Annotated in this window: 16 protein-coding genes; all 16 read left to right on the top strand. The window is 64.3% G+C overall.

Features of this window, described 5'->3' with window-relative positions; all coding sequences use genetic code 11:
* Positions 1–140 precede the first annotated feature (140 nt).
* Positions 141–878, top strand: coding sequence for an HAD family hydrolase (locus tag ACZY0Q_RS02665; RefSeq protein ID WP_463914356.1), 738 nt, complete (start codon positions 141–143; stop codon positions 876–878).
* The gene (locus ACZY0Q_RS02670; protein WP_463914359.1) at positions 875–2041 is read left to right on the top strand and encodes a site-2 protease family protein; all 1167 of its coding nucleotides are present in this window, start codon (positions 875–877) and stop codon (positions 2039–2041) included. Before ACZY0Q_RS02665 ends, ACZY0Q_RS02670 begins: the two co-directional genes overlap by 4 nt.
* A 113-nt stretch (positions 2042–2154) precedes the next feature.
* Positions 2155–3231 carry a tRNA (adenine-N1)-methyltransferase gene (locus tag ACZY0Q_RS02675; RefSeq protein WP_463914361.1) on the top strand — a complete coding sequence of 359 codons (1077 nt, stop codon included), beginning with the start codon at positions 2155–2157 and terminating at the stop codon, positions 3229–3231.
* A gap of 83 nt (positions 3232–3314) precedes the next feature.
* Complete coding sequence (gene arc / locus ACZY0Q_RS02680) at positions 3315–5066, top strand: proteasome ATPase (RefSeq protein WP_463914363.1); 1752 nt, start codon at positions 3315–3317, stop codon at positions 5064–5066.
* Positions 5067–5116: 50 nt separating this feature from the next.
* Positions 5117–6736 (top strand): depupylase/deamidase Dop, encoded by a 1620-nt coding sequence (gene dop / locus ACZY0Q_RS02685; protein ID WP_463916224.1) that lies wholly within the window; start codon positions 5117–5119, stop codon positions 6734–6736.
* A gap of 84 nt (positions 6737–6820) precedes the next feature.
* Complete coding sequence (locus ACZY0Q_RS02690; RefSeq protein ID WP_056339984.1) at positions 6821–7024, top strand: ubiquitin-like protein Pup; 204 nt, start codon at positions 6821–6823, stop codon at positions 7022–7024.
* Positions 7025–7106: 82 nt separating this feature from the next.
* On the top strand, positions 7107–7925 hold the full coding sequence (prcB, locus tag ACZY0Q_RS02695; RefSeq protein ID WP_463914366.1) for a proteasome subunit beta: 819 nt from the start codon (positions 7107–7109) through the stop codon (positions 7923–7925).
* Position 7926: 1 nt separating this feature from the next.
* On the top strand, positions 7927–8658 hold the full coding sequence (gene prcA, locus ACZY0Q_RS02700) for a proteasome subunit alpha (RefSeq protein WP_463914369.1): 732 nt from the start codon (positions 7927–7929) through the stop codon (positions 8656–8658).
* Between the two features lies 1 nt (position 8659).
* Positions 8660–10024, top strand: coding sequence for a Pup--protein ligase (gene pafA / locus ACZY0Q_RS02705; protein WP_463914372.1), 1365 nt, complete (start codon positions 8660–8662; stop codon positions 10022–10024).
* Positions 10025–10134: 110 nt separating this feature from the next.
* Complete coding sequence (locus ACZY0Q_RS02710; RefSeq protein WP_463914375.1) at positions 10135–11076, top strand: FKBP-type peptidyl-prolyl cis-trans isomerase; 942 nt, start codon at positions 10135–10137, stop codon at positions 11074–11076.
* 40 nt (positions 11077–11116) lie between these two features.
* A complete protein-coding gene (locus ACZY0Q_RS02715) occupies positions 11117–11512 on the top strand; it encodes an FKBP-type peptidyl-prolyl cis-trans isomerase (RefSeq protein ID WP_056340002.1) in 396 nt (131 codons plus the stop codon).
* Positions 11513–11617: 105 nt separating this feature from the next.
* Positions 11618–13603 carry a helix-turn-helix transcriptional regulator gene (locus ACZY0Q_RS02720; RefSeq protein WP_463914378.1) on the top strand — a complete coding sequence of 662 codons (1986 nt, stop codon included), beginning with the start codon at positions 11618–11620 and terminating at the stop codon, positions 13601–13603.
* Positions 13604–13613: 10 nt separating this feature from the next.
* A complete protein-coding gene (locus ACZY0Q_RS02725; RefSeq protein ID WP_463914381.1) occupies positions 13614–13967 on the top strand; it encodes a hypothetical protein in 354 nt (117 codons plus the stop codon).
* 32 nt (positions 13968–13999) lie between these two features.
* On the top strand, positions 14000–14275 hold the full coding sequence (gene tatA, locus ACZY0Q_RS02730; protein WP_056340008.1) for a Sec-independent protein translocase subunit TatA: 276 nt from the start codon (positions 14000–14002) through the stop codon (positions 14273–14275).
* Between the two features lie 48 nt (positions 14276–14323).
* A complete protein-coding gene (tatC, locus tag ACZY0Q_RS02735) occupies positions 14324–15118 on the top strand; it encodes a twin-arginine translocase subunit TatC (RefSeq protein ID WP_463914383.1) in 795 nt (264 codons plus the stop codon).
* 24 nt (positions 15119–15142) lie between these two features.
* Entirely contained in the window at positions 15143–18052 is a 2910-nt protein-coding gene (locus ACZY0Q_RS02740; RefSeq protein ID WP_463914385.1) for a DEAD/DEAH box helicase, read from the top strand.
* Positions 18053–18097 lie beyond the last annotated feature (45 nt).

Genomic DNA, 18097 nt, shown 5'->3' on the forward strand with positions numbered 1-18097 from the left:
TACGTCCAAGAACCGGCGGGATGCATTGAATGAAGGGCCAAAAAGCGCGCCGCGGCGCGTGGGCGCCTGACGGATATGCCGATATTCGCCGAGGGCGTATCCACCGGCTGGCGTTCAGGTGCGCCCCGTAGACTGGCACCATGCAATCCGTACCCTCCATTTCCCCGCTCCGAGCCGTTCTTTGGGATATGGACGGCACCATTGTGGACACGGAGCGCTACTGGATTGCCGCCGAGCACGCCCTCGTGGAAGCCCACGGCGGCACCTGGTCGCATGGGCAGGCCATGCAGCTCGTGGGACAGTCACTGACTTATTCGGCCGGAATCCTCCAAGCGGCCGGCGTCCGGCTGGAGCGCCGGGAGATCATCGACACGCTGACCGCCGAGGTCATCAGGAGCGTCCAGCGCACTGTTCCCTGGCGTCCCGGGGCCAGGGAACTGCTGGATGACCTGCACCGCGCCGGTGTGCGGTGTGCGCTGGTGACAATGTCGGAGGAGCCGTTGGCCCGCGAAATTGTGAACAGCCTGCCCAGGCCCTACTTTGAATTCCTGGTCACGGGGGACACTGTCACCCAGGGCAAGCCGCACCCGGAAGCGTACCTGAAGGCAGTGGGGCTGCTTCAGGAAGCGGACCCGGATCTGACCGTGGATCATTGCGTTGCCCTGGAGGATTCGGCACCAGGAGTGGCCGCTGCTGTGGCCTCGGGCGTCGCCACCGTGGCCATTCCGCACATTGTCCCGATCCCCGAAGATCCCAGGCACATCATCTGGGAGTCCTTGGCCGGTCGAACCGTTTCCGAGTTGGAGGCCATCGCAGCGCGCAGCCTGGCCGCCGCGACGGCCGGGTCTGCCGTGCCCATGACGGGGAGCCGGCCATGACTTCCCAGCCCGCTCCCGCACGCCGCGAAGGAATACCGCTCGGCAGGATCGCCGGAATTCCGATCATCCTGGCCTACTCGTGGTTCGTGATCGCCGCCTTTACCGTCATTGTCTACGGGCCCCTTCTGCTGGAGCAGAATCCGGCGCTGGGCATCTCCGCGTACTACATGGCGTTCGCTTACGCCTTGCTGCTCCTGATCTCCGTCCTGGTCCACGAACTGGCGCACGCCCTCACGGCCAAGATCTACGGCTGGCCCACGCAGAAGATCGTGTTGAATCTCTGGGGCGGCCACACCCAGTTTGAGAACTTCACGGCGACGCCGGCGCGCTCGGTCATCGTGGCCCTGGCAGGGCCGGCAGCCAATCTGGTCCTAGCCGGCGGTGCCTGGGTACTCCTTTCCACCACGAGCATGGGCACCGTGGCAGAGATCCTCACGAACATCTTTATGTGGGCCAACTTCGTCATCGGCATCTTCAACGTCCTGCCCGGACTCCCGCTGGACGGCGGACGGATCGTCGAGTCCGCCGTGTGGAAAGCCACCGGGAGCCAAGCCAAAGGCACCGTCGCCGCCGGCTGGGCCGGCCGCGTCATCGTGGTGGCGCTGGGTTTCTGGTTCGTGGCCCGGCCGCTGCTGGCCGGTGATGCGCCCGATTTCAGCCTACTGATGATCACCGTCCTCGTCGGCGGCTTCCTGTGGATGGGTGCCAGCGCGTCCATCCAGCAGGGCACCCTGCGCGGAAGGATGCACCTGGTCAGCGCCGCTGCCCTGGCGACGCCCGCCGTCGGGATTCCCACCACCGCAACCGTGGCGGACATCCGCAGGCTCTCACAGGAAGGGTCCCGGGCAGTTGTGGTCTGCGGCCCGGATGGACGCCCGCAGGGTGTTGTGGACGCCGGCGCCCTCGCCGCTGTTCCTGACGACGCGGCCGGTTCCACTCCTGCTACCGCCGTGTCCTATGCCCTCGCCGCGGGAGCCTACGTGCCTGAATCGTCGCAGGGGCAGGAACTTATCCAGTACCTTTCCCAGCTGGACGGACACGAATACGCAGTGGTGGACCACCATGGCACCGTCACCGGCCTTCTGGCTCAGAACACGGTGGTGGCCGCCATCACCGGTAAGGCTGACCGGTCGAATAGGCATCCGCAGGGTCAAAGCCGGTAGAGTTACGTGCCGGCCGTGCATTGCCGCCGCGTGGCCGCCCGGAGGCCTGCGCCGCACCGGACGGACCTTTTTCGATGCGTGGCCCCACAGTTTTACAGGAGCGAGGAAAATCCATGAGCAGCGAATCTGTCGCCGAAGCCGCAGCACCATCCACCACAGCGCCGTCCACCACAGGTGGGGCTGCCAATGGCACCCAGCCGGTGGGGGCTGCCCGCCGCCGCGGACCTTTCCGCGAAGGGGAACGGGTCCAGCTGACCGACGAGCGCGGCCGCATGAACACCATCACCCTTGAAAGCGGCGGCGCCTTCCACACGCACAGGGGCTTCCTGAACCACGACGAGATCATCGGACAAGCTGATGGCTCAGTCGTTGTGAACAACGTCGGCCAGCAGTACCAGACGCTGCGCCCGCTCCTCTCGGATTTTGTCCTCTCCATGCCGCGTGGCGCCGCAGTGGTCTACCCGAAGGACGCAGGCCAGATCGTCACCATGGCCGATATTTTCCCCGGCGCCAGGGTAGTTGAAGCCGGCGTTGGCTCGGGCGCACTGTCCATCTCGCTGCTCCGGGCCGTTGGCGACAACGGCTACCTGCACTCCTTCGAACGCCGTGAGGAATTTGCGGACATCGCCCGCGGGAACGTGGAAACCATCTTTGGCGGCCCGCACCCGGCGTGGAAGATTTCCCTCGGTGACTTCCAGGAGGAAGTAGTCCGCACCGAGGCGCCCGGGTCCGTGGACCGTGTAGTGCTGGACATGCTGGCACCCTGGGAATGCCTCGACGCCGTTGCCACCGTTCTCGCGCCAGGCGGCGTCTGGATCAACTACGTGGCCACGGTCACCCAGCTGTCCCGGACCGCGGAGGCCATCAGGGCTGACGGCCGCTTCACCGAACCCGATGCCTGGGAATCCATGGTCCGCGGCTGGCACCTGGAGGGCCTGGCCGTCCGTCCGGACCACCGCATGGTGGCCCACACCGGCTTCCTGCTGGTCACCCGCCGCCTTGCCGACGGCGTCACCGGCATCTCCGTCAAGCGCCGCCCCTCGAAGACCGGGTTCAACGAAGAGGACGTCAACGCCTGGACCCCGGGTGCCGTCGGCGAACGCCTGGTCTCCGACAAGAAGCTCCGCCGGGCCGCGCGGGATGCCATCGCCGGAACCAACGTCAAGGACGAACCGGAGATCACGAACTAGTCCACATTTCGGGAGTCTCCAGCAGTACCTGCCAACTTGGGGCTAAGGTCTAAAGAAGAAGAGCAGGAAGGGGCTGATGCACCATGGAGACGCCGAATCAGGACTCCGGACGTACACCGGCGGAGCAGTCCGCCGCCAACGAACTGTCGGCTGCGGACCGACAGGCCAATGTCCTCCGCGACAAACTCAGGCACATTGACCGCCAGTTGGCTGCCGCCACGCAGAACAACGCCAAGCTGGTCAGCATGCTGGAAGCGGCCAAAGCCGAGATCCTGCGGCTGAAAAATGCCCTGGACCAGGAGGGCCAGCCCCCCTACAGCTTCGGCACAGTGCTCCAGCTCAACCCCAGGCGGCTGCCCTCGCCGGGGAGCAGCGGCCAGGCTGCCACCGAGGAATCGGTGGATATTTTCAACGCCGGCCGGAAGATGCGGGTGGGCATCAGCCCCCTGGTCAACATCAACCAGCTGGCGGTGGGCCAGGAAGTCCTGCTCAACGAAGCACTGCTCATTGTTGCCGGCCTCGGCTACGAACGCGCCGGTGAACTCGCAACCCTGAAGGAAATGCTCGGAACAGACCGCGCGCTGGTGGTGGGGAGGGCCGATGAAGAGCGTGTCATCAGGCTGTCCGGAGCACTGCTCACCGAAAAGCTCAGGGTGGGGGACGCCCTGTCCATCGATTCGCGTACCGGTTACGCTCTCGAAAAAGTGCCCCGCTCCGAGGTGGAAAACCTGGTCCTCGAAGAAGTCCCCGACATCACCTACGAGGATATCGGCGGCCTTGGTCCGCAGATCGAGCAGATCCGGGATGCAGTGGAACTGCCGTTCCTGCACCCGGACCTCTACCGGGAACATGGGCTGAAAGCCCCCAAGGGAATTCTGTTGTACGGCCCGCCAGGGTGCGGCAAGACCCTGATTGCGAAGGCTGTCGCCAACTCGCTTGCTGCCCGCGCGGCGGAGCGGTCCGGCAATGTGGACCTGAAGAGCTACTTCCTCAACATCAAGGGCCCGGAGCTTCTGGACAAATACGTGGGCGAGACGGAACGCCACATCCGGCTGATCTTCGCCCGAGCCCGGGAGAAGGCCTCGGACGGCAGCCCAGTGGTGGTTTTCTTTGATGAAATGGATTCGCTGTTCCGTACGCGCGGAACCGGAATCTCCTCTGACGTCGAAACCACCATCGTCCCGCAGCTGTTGAGCGAGATCGACGGCGTGGAGCGGTTGGACAACGTCATTGTGATTGGTGCATCCAACCGCGAAGACATGATCGACCCCGCCATCCTCCGTCCCGGCCGGCTCGACGTAAAAGTGAAGATCCAGCGCCCAGACGCAGAGGCCGCGGCAGACATCTTCAACAAATACATCACCACGGACCTGCCGTTCCACGAGTCCGACCTCGCCGAACACAGTGGCGACGTCCAGGCGACGGTGGACGCCATGGTCCAGCGCACGGTTGAAGCCATGTACTCCACGGAGAAGTCCAACGAGTACCTGGAAGTCACCTACGCCAACGGCGACACGGAGATGCTCTATTTCAAGGACTTCAATTCGGGCGCCGTTGTACAGAACGTTGTGGACCGGGCCAAGAAGTACGCCATCAAGGATCTCCTCACCCTGCACCAGAAAGGTCTTCGGATCGAGCACCTGCTGCGTGCCGTGGTGGATGAGTTCCGCGAGCACGAGGACATGCCCAACACCACGAACCCGGACGACTGGGCGAGGATCTCAGGCAAGAAGGGGGAGCGGATCACCTACATCCGCACCATCGTGCAGGGGAAGGCAGGCCAGGAGCCTGGCAAGTCCATCGAAACGATGCCAAACACGGGACAGTACCTGTGACGGCTGCCGCGGAACGCGCCAGCGGGGGAGGGCTCCCGGCCGGCGGGGCCATGCGAGTCATGGGGGCGGAAACGGAATACGGCATCCACGCCCCCTCGGCGCCGGGTGCAAACGCCACCATGATGTCCGCCCGTGTTGTCCAGGCGTATGCGCAGGTGACACGGCAAAGGGCAGCCGGAGGGGCGGAAACCCGGTGGGATTATACGGACGAGGAGCCACTCCACGACGCCCGCGGCTGGACCCTGGAACGGGCCTCGGCCCACCCCAGCCAGCTGACGGACCAGCCGCCAGTCCTCGACGCGGAAGCGGTGGCGCTTGCCTACGGCCGCGAGGAACTGGAATTGGACGGCGACGACGAGTCCGGCAGCCTCCTGATGAACATGGTCCTGGGCAACGGAGCCCGCCTCTACGTGGATCATGCCCATCCGGAATACTCCAGTGCCGAGGTGACCAACCCGCGCGATGCGGTGATCTGGGATGCGGCCGGGGACCTCGTAGCGCTGGCGGCCGTCCGTCGCCTGGCCGCCGATCCGGAGCTGCCCCCGGTCAACCTGTACAAAAACAATACTGACAACAAATCCGTCTCCTACGGTTCCCACGAGAACTACCTCATGCCGCGCTCGGTGCCTTTCGGGGACATCGTGCGGGGACTCACACCGTTCTTCGTCACACGCCAGATCATGTGCGGCGCGGGCCGGGTGGGCCTGGGGCAGGACAGCTCCACGCCCGGTTACCAGATCAGCCAGAGGGCGGATTTCTTCGAGGCCGAAGTAGGCCTCGAAACCACCATCCGGCGTCCCATCATCAATACCCGGGATGAGCCGCACGCCACCGCCGACAAGTACCGGCGCCTGCATGTGATCATCGGCGACGCCAACCTGAGCCAAACTTCCAATTATCTCAAGTTCGGCACCACGGCCATGGTCCTGAGCCTGATCGAAGCCGGATTGGCGCCCAAGGTGGAGGTCCACGAACCCGTCGCGGCCCTGCAGACGGTCAGCCACGATACGTCGCTGACCGCCAAACTCAGGCTTCTGGACGGGCGCCGCGTGACGGCCCTGGACCTGCAGTGGATCTACCACGAGGCGGCGGCAAAACTGGCTCAGGACACCGGCGTTTCCGATGCCGTGGACGGGGACGGCCATACGCATGACGTGCTGGAAAGCTGGGCTGCCACGCTAACCCAGCTCGATTCCGACAGGAACGCGGCGGCCACCTCCGTGGAATGGCTGGCCAAACTGTCCCTCCTGGACGGCTACCGGAACCGCGACAACCTTGCCTGGGGCGACGCAAGGCTTGGCCTTGTGGACCTCCAGTGGGCAGACATCAGGCCGGAGAAGGGGCTGTACTACCGGTTCCTGGCAAGGAACCGCATGCAGCGGATCGTCGACGACGGTGCCATTGCCGCAGCGATGACCGAACCGCCGTCGGACACGCGTGCTTTCTTCCGCGGACGGTGTATCAGTAGCTTCGGGAAGGACGTGGTGGGGGCCAGCTGGGACTCGGTCATCTTCGATGTGCCGGGCTACGGCCGGCTCCAGCGCGTGCCAACCCGGGAACCCCTGCGCGGCACGAAGGCCCTCACGGGAGGGCTGTTTGCGCGCCACCGGACGGCAGGTCCGTTCCTCGCCGAACTTTTGGGGCAAAACACCGCTCCGCCTGCGGCGTAAACCGCGCCGTCGGACGGACGGCGTGGCAATATGGGCGTATCAGCAGATCCACCCGGATCCGAGGATTTTAGAGGAGAGATCACCATGGCAGGCCAGGAGCAGCAGAAGCCACAATCACACGACAGCCAGGTCGAGGACGAGATCCCCGAGGCTCCTCCGGCGGCCCCGGAAGCCCAGGCATCCGCCGCCACCCAGGGCGTCGACGACCTCCTCGATGAAATCGACGGCGTCCTGGAATCCAATGCCGAGGAATTCGTGCGCGCCTTCGTCCAAAAGGGCGGCCAGTAACCCGGAACCGGATGGGTGGCGGAAGCCGCGTCCGGCCGGAATCTGTACCGACGTTGAGGGACCACGTACAAGGAGTGCATCAGTGCAGGAAACAACCGCTAACCAGGTAGCCGGCAACGCGACATCTTCATTCACCGAGCATCTGCAGCGCGACCGGCCGGACCTGCTTCCGTACAACCGGGCCATGCCTGTAGCAGCTGGGGCGGCTCCTTTGCAGGTGCCCCATGCCACCACCATCGTCGCGATGAGTTATGGTGGCGGCGTCCTGATGGCCGGGGACAGGCGGGCCACCATGGGCAACGTCATTGCCAGCCGGCATATCGAAAAGGTGTTTCCGGCCGACAGGTATTCGGTGCTGGGGATCGCCGGCACGGCAGGTATCGCGATTGACCTGACGCGGCTCTTCCAAGTGGAGCTGGAGCACTACGAAAAGATCGAGGGCACCCTGCTGAGCCTCGACGGCAAAGCCAACCGCCTCGGGGCAATGATCCGAGGGAACCTGCCAATGGCCCTGCAGGGACTCGCCGTTGTGCCGCTGTTTGCCGGCTTCGATACCACTGCCGGCGTGGGCCGGCTCTTCTCCTACGATGTCACCGGCGGCCGGTACGAGGAACGCGAGCATCACACTGTGGGCTCCGGTTCCGTGTTTGCCCGCGGTGCGCTGAAGAAGCTCTGGCGGCCCAACCTGGCCGAAGCCGAGGCCGTCTCCGTAGCGGTCGAGTCCCTTTACGACGCGGCCGACGACGACTCCGCTACCGGCGGTCCGGATCCCGTCCGCCAGTTGTGGCCGGTGGTGTACACCGTGAACAGGGACGGCGCACGGCGTATCCCCGAATCCGAGCTCGCCGCTGTGGCGGGCAGGATTATCGAAGCCCGGTCGGCCGAGCGGCGGGAGGCCTGAGATGACGCAGCAGTTTTATGTCTCGCCTGAACAACTGATGAAGGACCGTGCGGACTTCGCACGGAAAGGCATCGCCCGCGGCAGGTCCGTGGTGGTCATCAGCTGCCAAGACGGCATCGCCCTGGTCGCCGAAAACCCTTCGCCCTCACTCCACAAAATCGGCGAGATTTACGACAAAATCGCCTTTGCCGCCGTCGGCAAATACAACGAATTCGAAAGCCTGCGCCAGGCCGGGGTGCGCTACGCGGATGTCCGTGGTTACTCCTACGACCGCGAGGATGTCACGGCGCGGGGGCTCGCCAGCGTCTACGCGCAAAGCCTCGGCGCTGTTTTCACCGCCGAACAGAAACCCTTTGAAGTGGAACTCGCGGTGGCCGAAGTTGGGACCACGGCGGAACTGGACCACCTCTACCGGCTCACATTCGACGGGTCCATCGCTGACGAGCACGGATTCATCGTCATGGGCGGCCAGGCGGAACGTGTCTCTGCGGTCATCGCCGAGGGCTGGCGACCGTCTCTGAGGTTCGCTGGTGCTGTCCGCCTGGCTACGAGCGGCCTGTCCAGCAGCGCCGACCAGGCCGCTGAGCAGGGCGAAGCGGGAGGAACCCTTCCCGCCAAGGCCGTGGAAGTCGCCGTCCTGGACAGGCAGTCGGAGACCTCCCGGGGTTTCCGCAGGGCCTTCCGGCGGCTCAACGATGCTGATATCACGGCGCTGCTTGCTGAGGAGGACTGAGATGGACAAGAGAATCTTCGGTATCGAGACCGAGTTCGGAATCTCGTATTCGAGCCCTGATTCGAGGCCGTTGGCCCCGGAAGAGGTGGCCCGGTACCTGTTCCGCAAGGTGGTCAGCTGGGGACGGTCATCCAACGTGTTCCTGACCAACGGTTCCCGGCTGTACCTCGACGTCGGCTCGCATCCTGAGTACGCCACGGCCGAATGCGACGACCTGGCACAGCTCATCGCGCACGACCGCGCTGGTGAGCTGATCCTGGACGACCTCGTTGACGAGGCGCAGGCAAGGCTGGCAGCGGAAGGGTTCAACGGCACTGTCTACCTGTTCAAGAACAACACCGATTCGGCCGGCAACTCCTATGGCAGCCATGAAAACTACCTCATCCCGCGCCGCGGCGAATTCTCCCGGCTCGCGGAGATCCTGATCCCCTTCCTGGTAACCCGCCAGCTGATCGCCGGGGCAGGAAAGATCCTGAAGACTCCGCACGGGGCCACGTATGCGTTTTCCCAGCGGGCAGACCACATCTGGGAGGGCGTATCCTCGGCCACCACCCGCTCACGGCCCATCATCAACACCCGCGACGAACCGCACGCCGACGCCGAGTTCTTCCGCCGGCTCCATGTCATTGTGGGCGACTCCAACATGTCTGAAACCACCGCATTGCTCAAGGTCGGAACCGTGGACCTCATCCTTCGCATGATCGAGGCGGGGGTGATCATGCGGGACATGAGGATGGAAAATCCCATCCGCAGCATCCGCGAGATTTCCCACGACCTCAGCGGAAGGGCACTGGTCCGCCTGGCCAACGGCCGCCAGCTCACTGCGCTGGAGATCCAGCAGGAGTACCTCACCAAGGTCACGGTCTTTGTCCAGGAACACGGGGCCCACAATCCGCACGTTCCGTTCATCCTTGATCTGTGGCAGCGGACCTTGAACGCGATCGAAAGCGGTGACACCAGCACCATTGACACGGAAATCGACTGGGCCATCAAGAAAAAACTGATGGACAACTACCGGCAGCGGCACGGCCTGGGGCTCGACGCACCCAGGATCGCCCAGCTGGATCTTACCTACCATGACATTTCCCGGAGCCGGGGGCTGTACTACATCCTGCAGTCAAGGGGTGCGGTTCGCCGGGTCGTGGACGACACCGTGATCAAAGATGCCGTGGACGTTCCGCCGCAAACCACCCGGGCCAAACTGCGGGGCGATTTCGTCCGCCGCGCCCAGGAACTGGGCAGGGACTACACGGTCGACTGGGTGCACCTGAAACTCAACGACCGCGCGCACCAGACCATCCTGTGCAAGGATCCCTTCCGGAGCGTCGACGAGCGGGTGGATGCCCTGCTGGGCTCTATGGGCTGACGTTCAGGTTCACGGGCTATCCTTGATAGGGCCGTTCCTTGGCCTTGAAGCGGTGCCGAGCGCCTGATTCCGGCACCGCGTCCACCCTGCCCCGACGAAAGTTCTCTTACGTGCGCCGACTCCTAGCAATCCTGATCCCCGGCCTGCTGCTGCTTACCGCTTGTGGCGGTTCACCCGCAGCACCGGAACCCACCAGCCAGTCTGCCGGTGACACTGCCAAGTTCGACTCCCTGAAACTGACGGACAACGGGGACAAGAAGGCTCCCGGTGTCGAGTTCTCCAAGCCCCTCGAGGTCGCCGAACCCACCATCAAGGTGGTCACCGAAGGTGAGGGCGACCGGGTCAAAGAGAACCAGGTCGCAAATATCTCCATCCTCGCGCTCAGCGGCGCTGACGGATCCACTCTGGAGGACACTTTCCCCAGCGATCCCGAACCGCTGCCGCTGAACGAAGAGCTCAAGACCCAGAGCCCGGTCATCTACAGCGCCTTTGTTGGCTCCAAGGTCGGCTCGAGCCTTGCCCTGGCCATCCCCGGCCAGGCCGCAACCGCCGAAGGCGCACCCGCCCAGCCAACGCAGCTTCTCCTGATCAAGGTGCTCTCCACCAAGGATGTCGCGCCGTCTGTTCCTCCGCTCGCAAAGCCCGAAGGCGAGACTGTCACCCCGCCGGCCGGCCTGCCGACCGTAAAGGATAACGACAAGGGTGTGCCGGAGATCTCCGTCGACGGAATCGCTGCGCCCGCTGCACTCGTGTCCCAGGACCTGATCAAGGGCACCGGCGCTGCAGTCAAGGAAACGGACACGCTGACCGTCAACTACGTTGGCGTTAACCTCGTGGGCGGCACTAAATTTGATTCAAGCTTTGACCGCGGCGAGCCGGCCAGCTTCCCGTTGACCGGCGTGATCCCGGGCTGGACCCAGGGCCTGGCAGGAAAGACGGTGGGCTCCCGGGTCCTCCTGGTGGTCCCCAAGGACCTCGCCTACGGTGATGCCGGCCAGGGCGAAGCCAAGGGTGACCTTGTCTTCGTTGTGGACATCCTCGGTGTCAAGTAACAGCAACACATCACCCACCCGAATAATCAAAGGAGCAACCATGTCATTTGGTCAGCGCGATTTCGACCGCCAGAAGCCGGAAATTGACTTCCCGCAAGGCGATGTCCCCACCGAACTGGTCATCACCGACCTCATCGAGGGTGACGGTGCCGAGGCCAAAAAGGGCGACACCGTCTCCACCCACTACGTCGGCGTGGCCTGGTCCACCGGCGAAGAGTTTGACGCTTCCTGGGGCCGCGGCGCCCCGCTGGACTTCCGCGTGGGCGTGGGCCAGGTCATCCAGGGCTGGGACCAGGGCCTGCTGGGCATGAAGGTGGGCGGCCGCCGTCGCCTGGAAATTCCTTCCGAGCTGGCGTACGGCTCCCGCGGCGCCGGCGGAGCCATCGGCCCCAACGAAGCGCTGATCTTTGTAGTGGACCTCGTAGGCGTCCGCTGACCGAAGCATTGTAGGGCCGGAAGGCGCGGTAACAATCAGGGTTCTGTTTTCCTGTTGTTGCCGCGCTTTCTGCTTTCCGCGGAGGAGTTTAGTAACGTAGCCAGCGTGTCCGTCTCCCGTACTGAACGCCTGCTGAACCTCCTGATAGCCCTCCTGAACACCAAATACGGCCTGGGTCGTGCAGAGTTGCGGGCGAAGGTCTACCACGACACGTCCGGCAACGACGTGGCCTTCGGCAGGATGTTTGAACGGGATAAAAATGACCTCCGTCAGTTCGGCTTCGATGTGGAAACCGTGACGGACCATGGCTGGAGCGAAGATGACCCGGCCACCACCCGCTACCGCATCGGCAAGGAATCGAACCGGCTGCCCGATGTGCAGCTCAGCCCGGGGGAGTGGACCGTCCTCCTGTTGGCGTCCCAACTGTGGGAGCGTGCCGCCCTGGGAACCGCCGCCGCCAACGCGCTCCGCAAGCTCCAGGCCTCCGGCACCCTGTCCGACGTTGAACTCCCCGTCGGCGTGCAGCCGCGGATCCGGCCGGCGGGCCAAGCCTTCGATGACGTGGTGGCAGCCATGCACGCCCAGCACCCCGTCAGCTTCCCCTACCTGGCAGGGACCACCGGTAACGAAGAGCAGCGGATCGTGGAGCCGTGGGGCCTCGGCAGCCGCTTTGGCCAGTGGTATCTGACCGGCTACGACCGCTCGCGCCAGGCGCCGCGCCACTTCCGGCTCTCCCGGTTCACGGGCCCCGCCACGGTGTTGGACAAGGAAACGTACTCGGCCCCGCCGAACTTCAATGTCCGCGCAGAACTGGACCGGCTTCCGGAACTCCCGCTCCGGACCGCCGTCGTGGACGTCCGGGAGGGCCGCCTCCTTGGCCTGCGCCGTCGCACCACTCCGGTTCCCGCCGGGAGTGAAGGAACGCCCGACGCCGGCTACGAACGGCTGGCGGTCAACTTCAGGGACGTTGAGGTACTGGCCGAGGAGCTCGCCTCCTATGGCCCCGACGCTGTGGCATATGCTCCCCAAGAGCTCGTGGCAGCTGTGCGGCACCGGCTGCGCAACGCGGCCGCCTTCTGTGCGGCTCCCAGCCCTGCCTATGTGTTTACCGATGCACCGCGGGGCCGCGCCGTCCGCAAACGCACCTCAGAGGACCAGCTCAAGCGCATGCTGGCACTGGTTCCGTTCCTGGTCCACAACCAGGGCCTCCACATCCAGGATGTCGCGGCCCGCTTCGACGTCACGCCTGGGGAGCTGGAAAGTGACCTGCGGATCCTCATCTGCTCCGGACTTCCCGAGGGATACCCGGACGACCTCCTGGACATCCACTGGGAAGAGGGCCACGTTTACATCACCCAGGACCTGGATCTCAACCGACCGGTCCGGTTTACCGTGGACGAGGCCTGTGCGCTGCTGACCGGTCTTGAGACGCTCAACGGGCTCCCGGAACTTGCCGAGGGCGGCGCATTGGAGTCCGTGACCCTCAAGCTGATGGCAGCGGCCGGGGAAGAAGGGCTCCGGGCCGGTTCGCTTGCCGGTCCGGAGGTTGGGCCCGCTGATTCGGCCGTCCTTGACGTTGTCCGCGGGGCCATCCAGGAGCGGTCGCAGCTGCGGCTCGTGTACCTCTCAGCCCAACGCGACCAGGTTTCAGAACGTGACGTGGACCCGCTCCGCCTGTATTCCCTGGATAACACCTGGTACTTCGAGGCCTACTGCCATTCGGCCCAGGGGCTGCGGAACTTCAGGCTGGACAGGGTCCAGGCCGTCCACCCGAACGGACATTCAGCATCCACGCAGGTCCGGGCCGGGGATGGCTTCCCGGCCAAGCTGTTCACCCCCAATGACGACGACACCACGGTCCTCGTGCAGCTCACCAGGCAGGGCGCCGGCCTGGCGGACGATTACTACGCCGAACGTGTGGCACCTCTTCCCGACGGCGGCCTCGTTGCCGAGATACGGTTCGGCAGCACGGCCTGGCTGCCCATGTTCGTGGCCCAGCACGGCGGGGCCGCCAAGATTCTCGAACCATCCGAGCTTGGGGCGGCGGCGCTGGATTGGATCGAGGCGGCCCTGGCCCGGTACGACGGCTAGACTCGTCAGCATGCCTTGGTGGTCTTGGATCTTGATCTGGATTGCGCTTATTGCGCTCTCCCTGCTCTTTTATGTCCTTCTGGGCATCCGGCTGTACCGCCAATTCATGAGGGTGATGAAGGACCTGGGTGCTGCCGGGGCTAAGGTGGCACACCTGGCACCGGAAGCGACCACGGTAGATGACGGCTTACAGCCTGCGGAATCGCTTCAGCCCGGTGCGGCTGTTTTTGCCTCACCGGCGCAGATGCGTCATGATTACGACGCGTCCAAGTCATCCCGCCGGGAGGACCGCCGCCAGAGGCGGATCCAGCGGAGGCGCGACCGGGGCCAGCCCCAGTCACTTCGCGATCTCAATCTCAGTTAGACGTAGGATGTTGTAAGAGGAAAGGATTTCCCGTGGGAAGACTCTTTGATGGCCCGTGGCCAATTGTTATTATCATCGTCGTTGCGCTGCTGCTTTTCGCGGCGCCTAAACTCCCTGCCATGGCGCGCAGCCTTGGCCAGTCCATGCGGATCATCAAGTCCGAGGTCAAGGAGATGAAGAACGACGGCAAAACCGACTCCACTGACACAGCTTCCGGCCCGGTGGAAGGCAAGATCGTTAACCACCCGCCGGCGAAGCCCGGTGAGCCGACCGACGGCACTGACGTTCCGCCGTCGACCCGCGCTTAACCCGAAGTGGCACTAACGCGGGGCCGTAAGTCCAACCCTGAGGGTCGGATGGCTCTTTGGGACCACCTCAAGGAGCTCAAGAACCGGCTGATCAAATCGGCAATTGCTGTGCTGCTCGCTGGTGTGGGTGGCTGGTTTCTTTACGACCCTGTGGTCACCAACCTGTCGGATCCGCTGATTTCCATTGCCCGGGACACGGGGCGCACTGCCGTCCTGAACTTTGCGACCATCGCGGATCCTTTTGCGTTCAAGATCCAGATTGCCATCCAGATCGGGCTGGTGATCTCCAGTCCTGTCTGGATCTATCAGGTGTGGGCTTTCATCACGCCGGGGCTGACCAAGAAGGAACGCGGCTACACGCTCGGATTTATGGCGGCCGCTGTGCCACTGTTCCTGGCCGGGGTTTTTGTCGCCTGGCTCGTGTTTCCCACCGTAGTCAGGGCGCTGCTGCAGTTCACACCCGCCACCGGCGCCAACAACATCTCGGCCACTGACTACCTGACGTTCGCCACCCAGATGTTGCTTATCCTCGGGATCTCCTTCCTGGTCCCCGTGATCCTGGTCGGCATCAATATGGCGGGCGTGGTCAGGGGCAGGACCATCCTCAAAGCCTGGCGGATAATCGTCTTCCTGGTCTTTGTACTGGCCGCCCTGGCCGCACCAGGCACGGACGCACTGTCCATGTTCCTGCTTGCTGCGCCGCTGTTGATTCTGTTTTTCGCGGCGATCGGGCTCTGCATCTTCAACGACAAGCGCCGTGACAAGCGCGTGGCGAAACAGGCTGCGGAGACGGACGCAACGGCCGACATCGCGACGCCCGGCAACGAACTGAAGAACCTGTAGCGCGCGGCGCACTAGGCTTGAGGCATGTCCTCTAACTCCGGGCCACTCTCGCCCTCTGAAAGCTACCGGGCCAGCACGGAACGCACCGCCGAAGCGGGCACCTACCTCGGCGGGTTTGTCCGCACCCTTGATTTTGAACTTGACGAATTCCAGCGCCTCGCCTGCCGCTCCCTCCAAGAGGGCAAGGGAGTGCTGGTGGCGGCCCCCACCGGCGCCGGCAAAACCATCGTGGGCGAATTTGCCATCTACCTGGCATTGGAACGAAACCTTAAAGCTTTCTACACCACGCCGATCAAGGCACTGAGCAACCAGAAGTTCACCGAGCTGTCCGAAAAGTACGGCGCGGAAAACGTCGGCCTCCTGACCGGGGACACAAGCATTAATGGCGACGCTCCCGTGGTGGTCATGACCACGGAAGTCCTCCGGAACATGCTCTACGCAGACTCCGAAACCCTGGACGACCTCGGCTTTGTGGTTATGGACGAAGTCCACTACCTCGCGGACCGCTTCCGTGGTGCCGTCTGGGAGGAAGTCATCATCCACCTCCCCAGTGAAGTCCAGGTGGCTTCCCTCAGCGCCACAGTGTCCAACGCAGAAGAATTCGGCGCCTGGCTGGATACTGTGCGCGGCGACACCGACATCATCGTTTCCGAACACCGGCCGGTTCCCCTCTGGCAGCACGTCATGGTGGGCCGCGACATCGTGGACCTGTTCGCCGGCGAAACCACCTTCGACGAGATCGCCCCGCCCGCGGACGCTGAGACCGGAGTTCCGATACCGGTCCAGGAACGGCTCACCGCAGCCACCAAAGACGCCGATGGCCACGGGTTTGAGGTCAACCCGGACCTGCTCAGGATGGCCCGCACCGAAGGCCAGCAAAGTTTTGCCGGCCGCTTTGGCCACGGCGGCCGGAGCCAGCGCCGGCAGCACCGGCAACGAACAGAGGAGCGCCCCCGGCAGGGCGCCCAGCCCGGCGCTGTCCGGAAAGCCAGCCGGCCCCAGGTCATCGCGAGCTTGGACAGGCAGGACCTCCTTCCTGCCATCACGTTCATTTTCTCGCGGGCAGGCTGCGACGCCGCCGTTGCGCAGTGTGTATCTTCCGGACTCTGGTTGACCACGGAGAAAGAGCAGCAGATTATTGCCCAGCGCGTTGACGAGGCCGGGCAGGACATCCCTTCCGATGACCTGGACGTCCTAGGATTCTGGACGTGGCGGGACGGCCTGCTCCGTGGTTTCGCGGCCCATCATGCCGGCATGCTTCCCACTTTCAAGGAAGTAGTGGAGAAGCTTTTCGTTGAGGGCCTGGTCAAGGCTGTGTTCGCCACCGAAACGCTGGCACTGGGCGTCAACATGCCCGCCCGCTCCGTAGTCCTGGAAAAACTCGACAAGTTCAATGGCGAAGCCCATGTGGACATCACAGCGGGGGAGTACACGCAGCTGACCGGCCGCGCGGGCCGCCGCGGCATCGATGTCGAAGGCCATGCGGTTGTCCTCTGGCAGCCCGGCACAGACCCTGCCGCCGTTGCCGGCCTGGCCTCGCGGCGTACCTATCCGCTGAACTCAAGCTTCCGGCCGACGTACAACATGAGCATCAACTTGTTGGCACAGTTTGGCCGTGCCCGTGCGCGGGAAATCCTTGAATCCTCCTTCGCGCAGTTCCAGGCGGACCGGTCCGTGGTGGGACTTGCCAAGCAGGTGCGCAGCCGCGAAGAGTCCCTCACCGGATACGCCAAGTCCATGAACTGCCACCTCGGAGACTTCACCGAATATGCCCGGTTGCGCCGTGAACTGTCCGACGCCGAGAATGTCACCTCCCGCAGCAAGTCCCGGGCCCACAAGTCCCTGAATGAGGATTCGCTGGCGCGGCTGATGCCTGGCGACGTGGTGGACGTCCCGGGAGGGCGGGCTCCCGGGCCAGCGATTGTGTTGAGCTCGGACCACAGCGGCAGGGAACCACGGCCCGCCATCCTCACGCTTGACAACCAGCTCAGGCGAATCGGCACCGAGGACCTGGAAGGCCCCATCGCGCCCCTGACGCGGATCCGGATCCCGAAGTCGTTCAACGCAAAGGTCCCCAAATCACGGCGCGACCTCGCATCGTCGGCCCGGAATGCGCTGCGGGAGAACCGCCCGCCGGCACCCGGCCGCAGCACCGACTTTGGTCTGGGATCCGTCTTGCCCCATCAGGAGAAACGCATCACGGAGCTTCGCAGGGCACTCCGCGCCCACCCCTGCCACGGCTGCAGTGAGCGTGAAGACCACGCGCGCTGGTCCGAGCGGTGGTGGAAGCTGCGCCGGGAGACAGATGCCCTGGTGCGGCAGATCCAGGGCCGGACCAACACCATTGCCAAAACATTCGATCGTGTCTGCGACGTCCTTTCCGCCTACGGCTACCTGGAAGCGGGAGCTGACGGCCGGCTGGCGATCAGCCCGGACGGCCAGCGGCTCCGACGGATCTATGGCGAGAAGGACCTGCTGATTTCGCAAGCCCTGCGGCTGGGCGCACTGAACGACCTGGACGCCGTCGAAGTAGCAACCCTGGCCAGCGTCCTGGTCTACCAGGCAAAACGCGAGGACAGAGGCCTCCGCCCGCGGATGCCCAGCGTCTCACTTGAATCGTCCGTGGATGTGGTGATCCGGGAATGGTCGGCCCTGGAAGACGTGGAAGAGGCCAATAAGCTGCCGCTGACTGCTGAACCCGAGCTGGGTCTCGTCTGGCCCATGTACAAATGGGCCAAGGGACGGCACCTCCAGGAAGTGCTCAACGGCACCGACCTGGCGGCGGGCGATTTTGTCCGCTGGGTCAAACAGGTCATCGACCTCCTGGACCAGCTCGCCAAGATTCCCGGCCTGGATCCGCGCGTGTCAAGGCTTTGCGCAGAAGCAATTTCGCTCATCCGCCGCGGCGTCGTAGCCTACTCCTCCGTACTTTGATGAACCCGCCCTGACGCACCGGCACCCCGACTTCTTTCCCTAGCC

This window comes from Pseudarthrobacter lactosi (genome assembly GCF_055412785.1).

Coding starts and splice junctions, on each gene's coding strand:
- ACZY0Q_RS02665 (WP_463914356.1), top strand. CDS start 141: ATGCAATCCGTACCCTCCATTTCCCCGCTCCGAGCCGTTCTTTGGGAT.
- ACZY0Q_RS02670 (WP_463914359.1), top strand. CDS start 875: ATGACTTCCCAGCCCGCTCCCGCACGCCGCGAAGGAATACCGCTCGGC.
- ACZY0Q_RS02675 (WP_463914361.1), top strand. CDS start 2,155: ATGAGCAGCGAATCTGTCGCCGAAGCCGCAGCACCATCCACCACAGCG.
- arc (WP_463914363.1), top strand. CDS start 3,315: ATGGAGACGCCGAATCAGGACTCCGGACGTACACCGGCGGAGCAGTCC.
- dop (WP_463916224.1), top strand. CDS start 5,117: ATGCGAGTCATGGGGGCGGAAACGGAATACGGCATCCACGCCCCCTCG.
- ACZY0Q_RS02690 (WP_056339984.1), top strand. CDS start 6,821: ATGGCAGGCCAGGAGCAGCAGAAGCCACAATCACACGACAGCCAGGTC.
- prcA (WP_463914369.1), top strand. CDS start 7,927: ATGACGCAGCAGTTTTATGTCTCGCCTGAACAACTGATGAAGGACCGT.
- pafA (WP_463914372.1), top strand. CDS start 8,660: ATGGACAAGAGAATCTTCGGTATCGAGACCGAGTTCGGAATCTCGTAT.
- ACZY0Q_RS02715 (WP_056340002.1), top strand. CDS start 11,117: ATGTCATTTGGTCAGCGCGATTTCGACCGCCAGAAGCCGGAAATTGAC.
- ACZY0Q_RS02725 (WP_463914381.1), top strand. CDS start 13,614: ATGCCTTGGTGGTCTTGGATCTTGATCTGGATTGCGCTTATTGCGCTC.
- tatC (WP_463914383.1), top strand. CDS start 14,324: ATGGCTCTTTGGGACCACCTCAAGGAGCTCAAGAACCGGCTGATCAAA.
- ACZY0Q_RS02740 (WP_463914385.1), top strand. CDS start 15,143: ATGTCCTCTAACTCCGGGCCACTCTCGCCCTCTGAAAGCTACCGGGCC.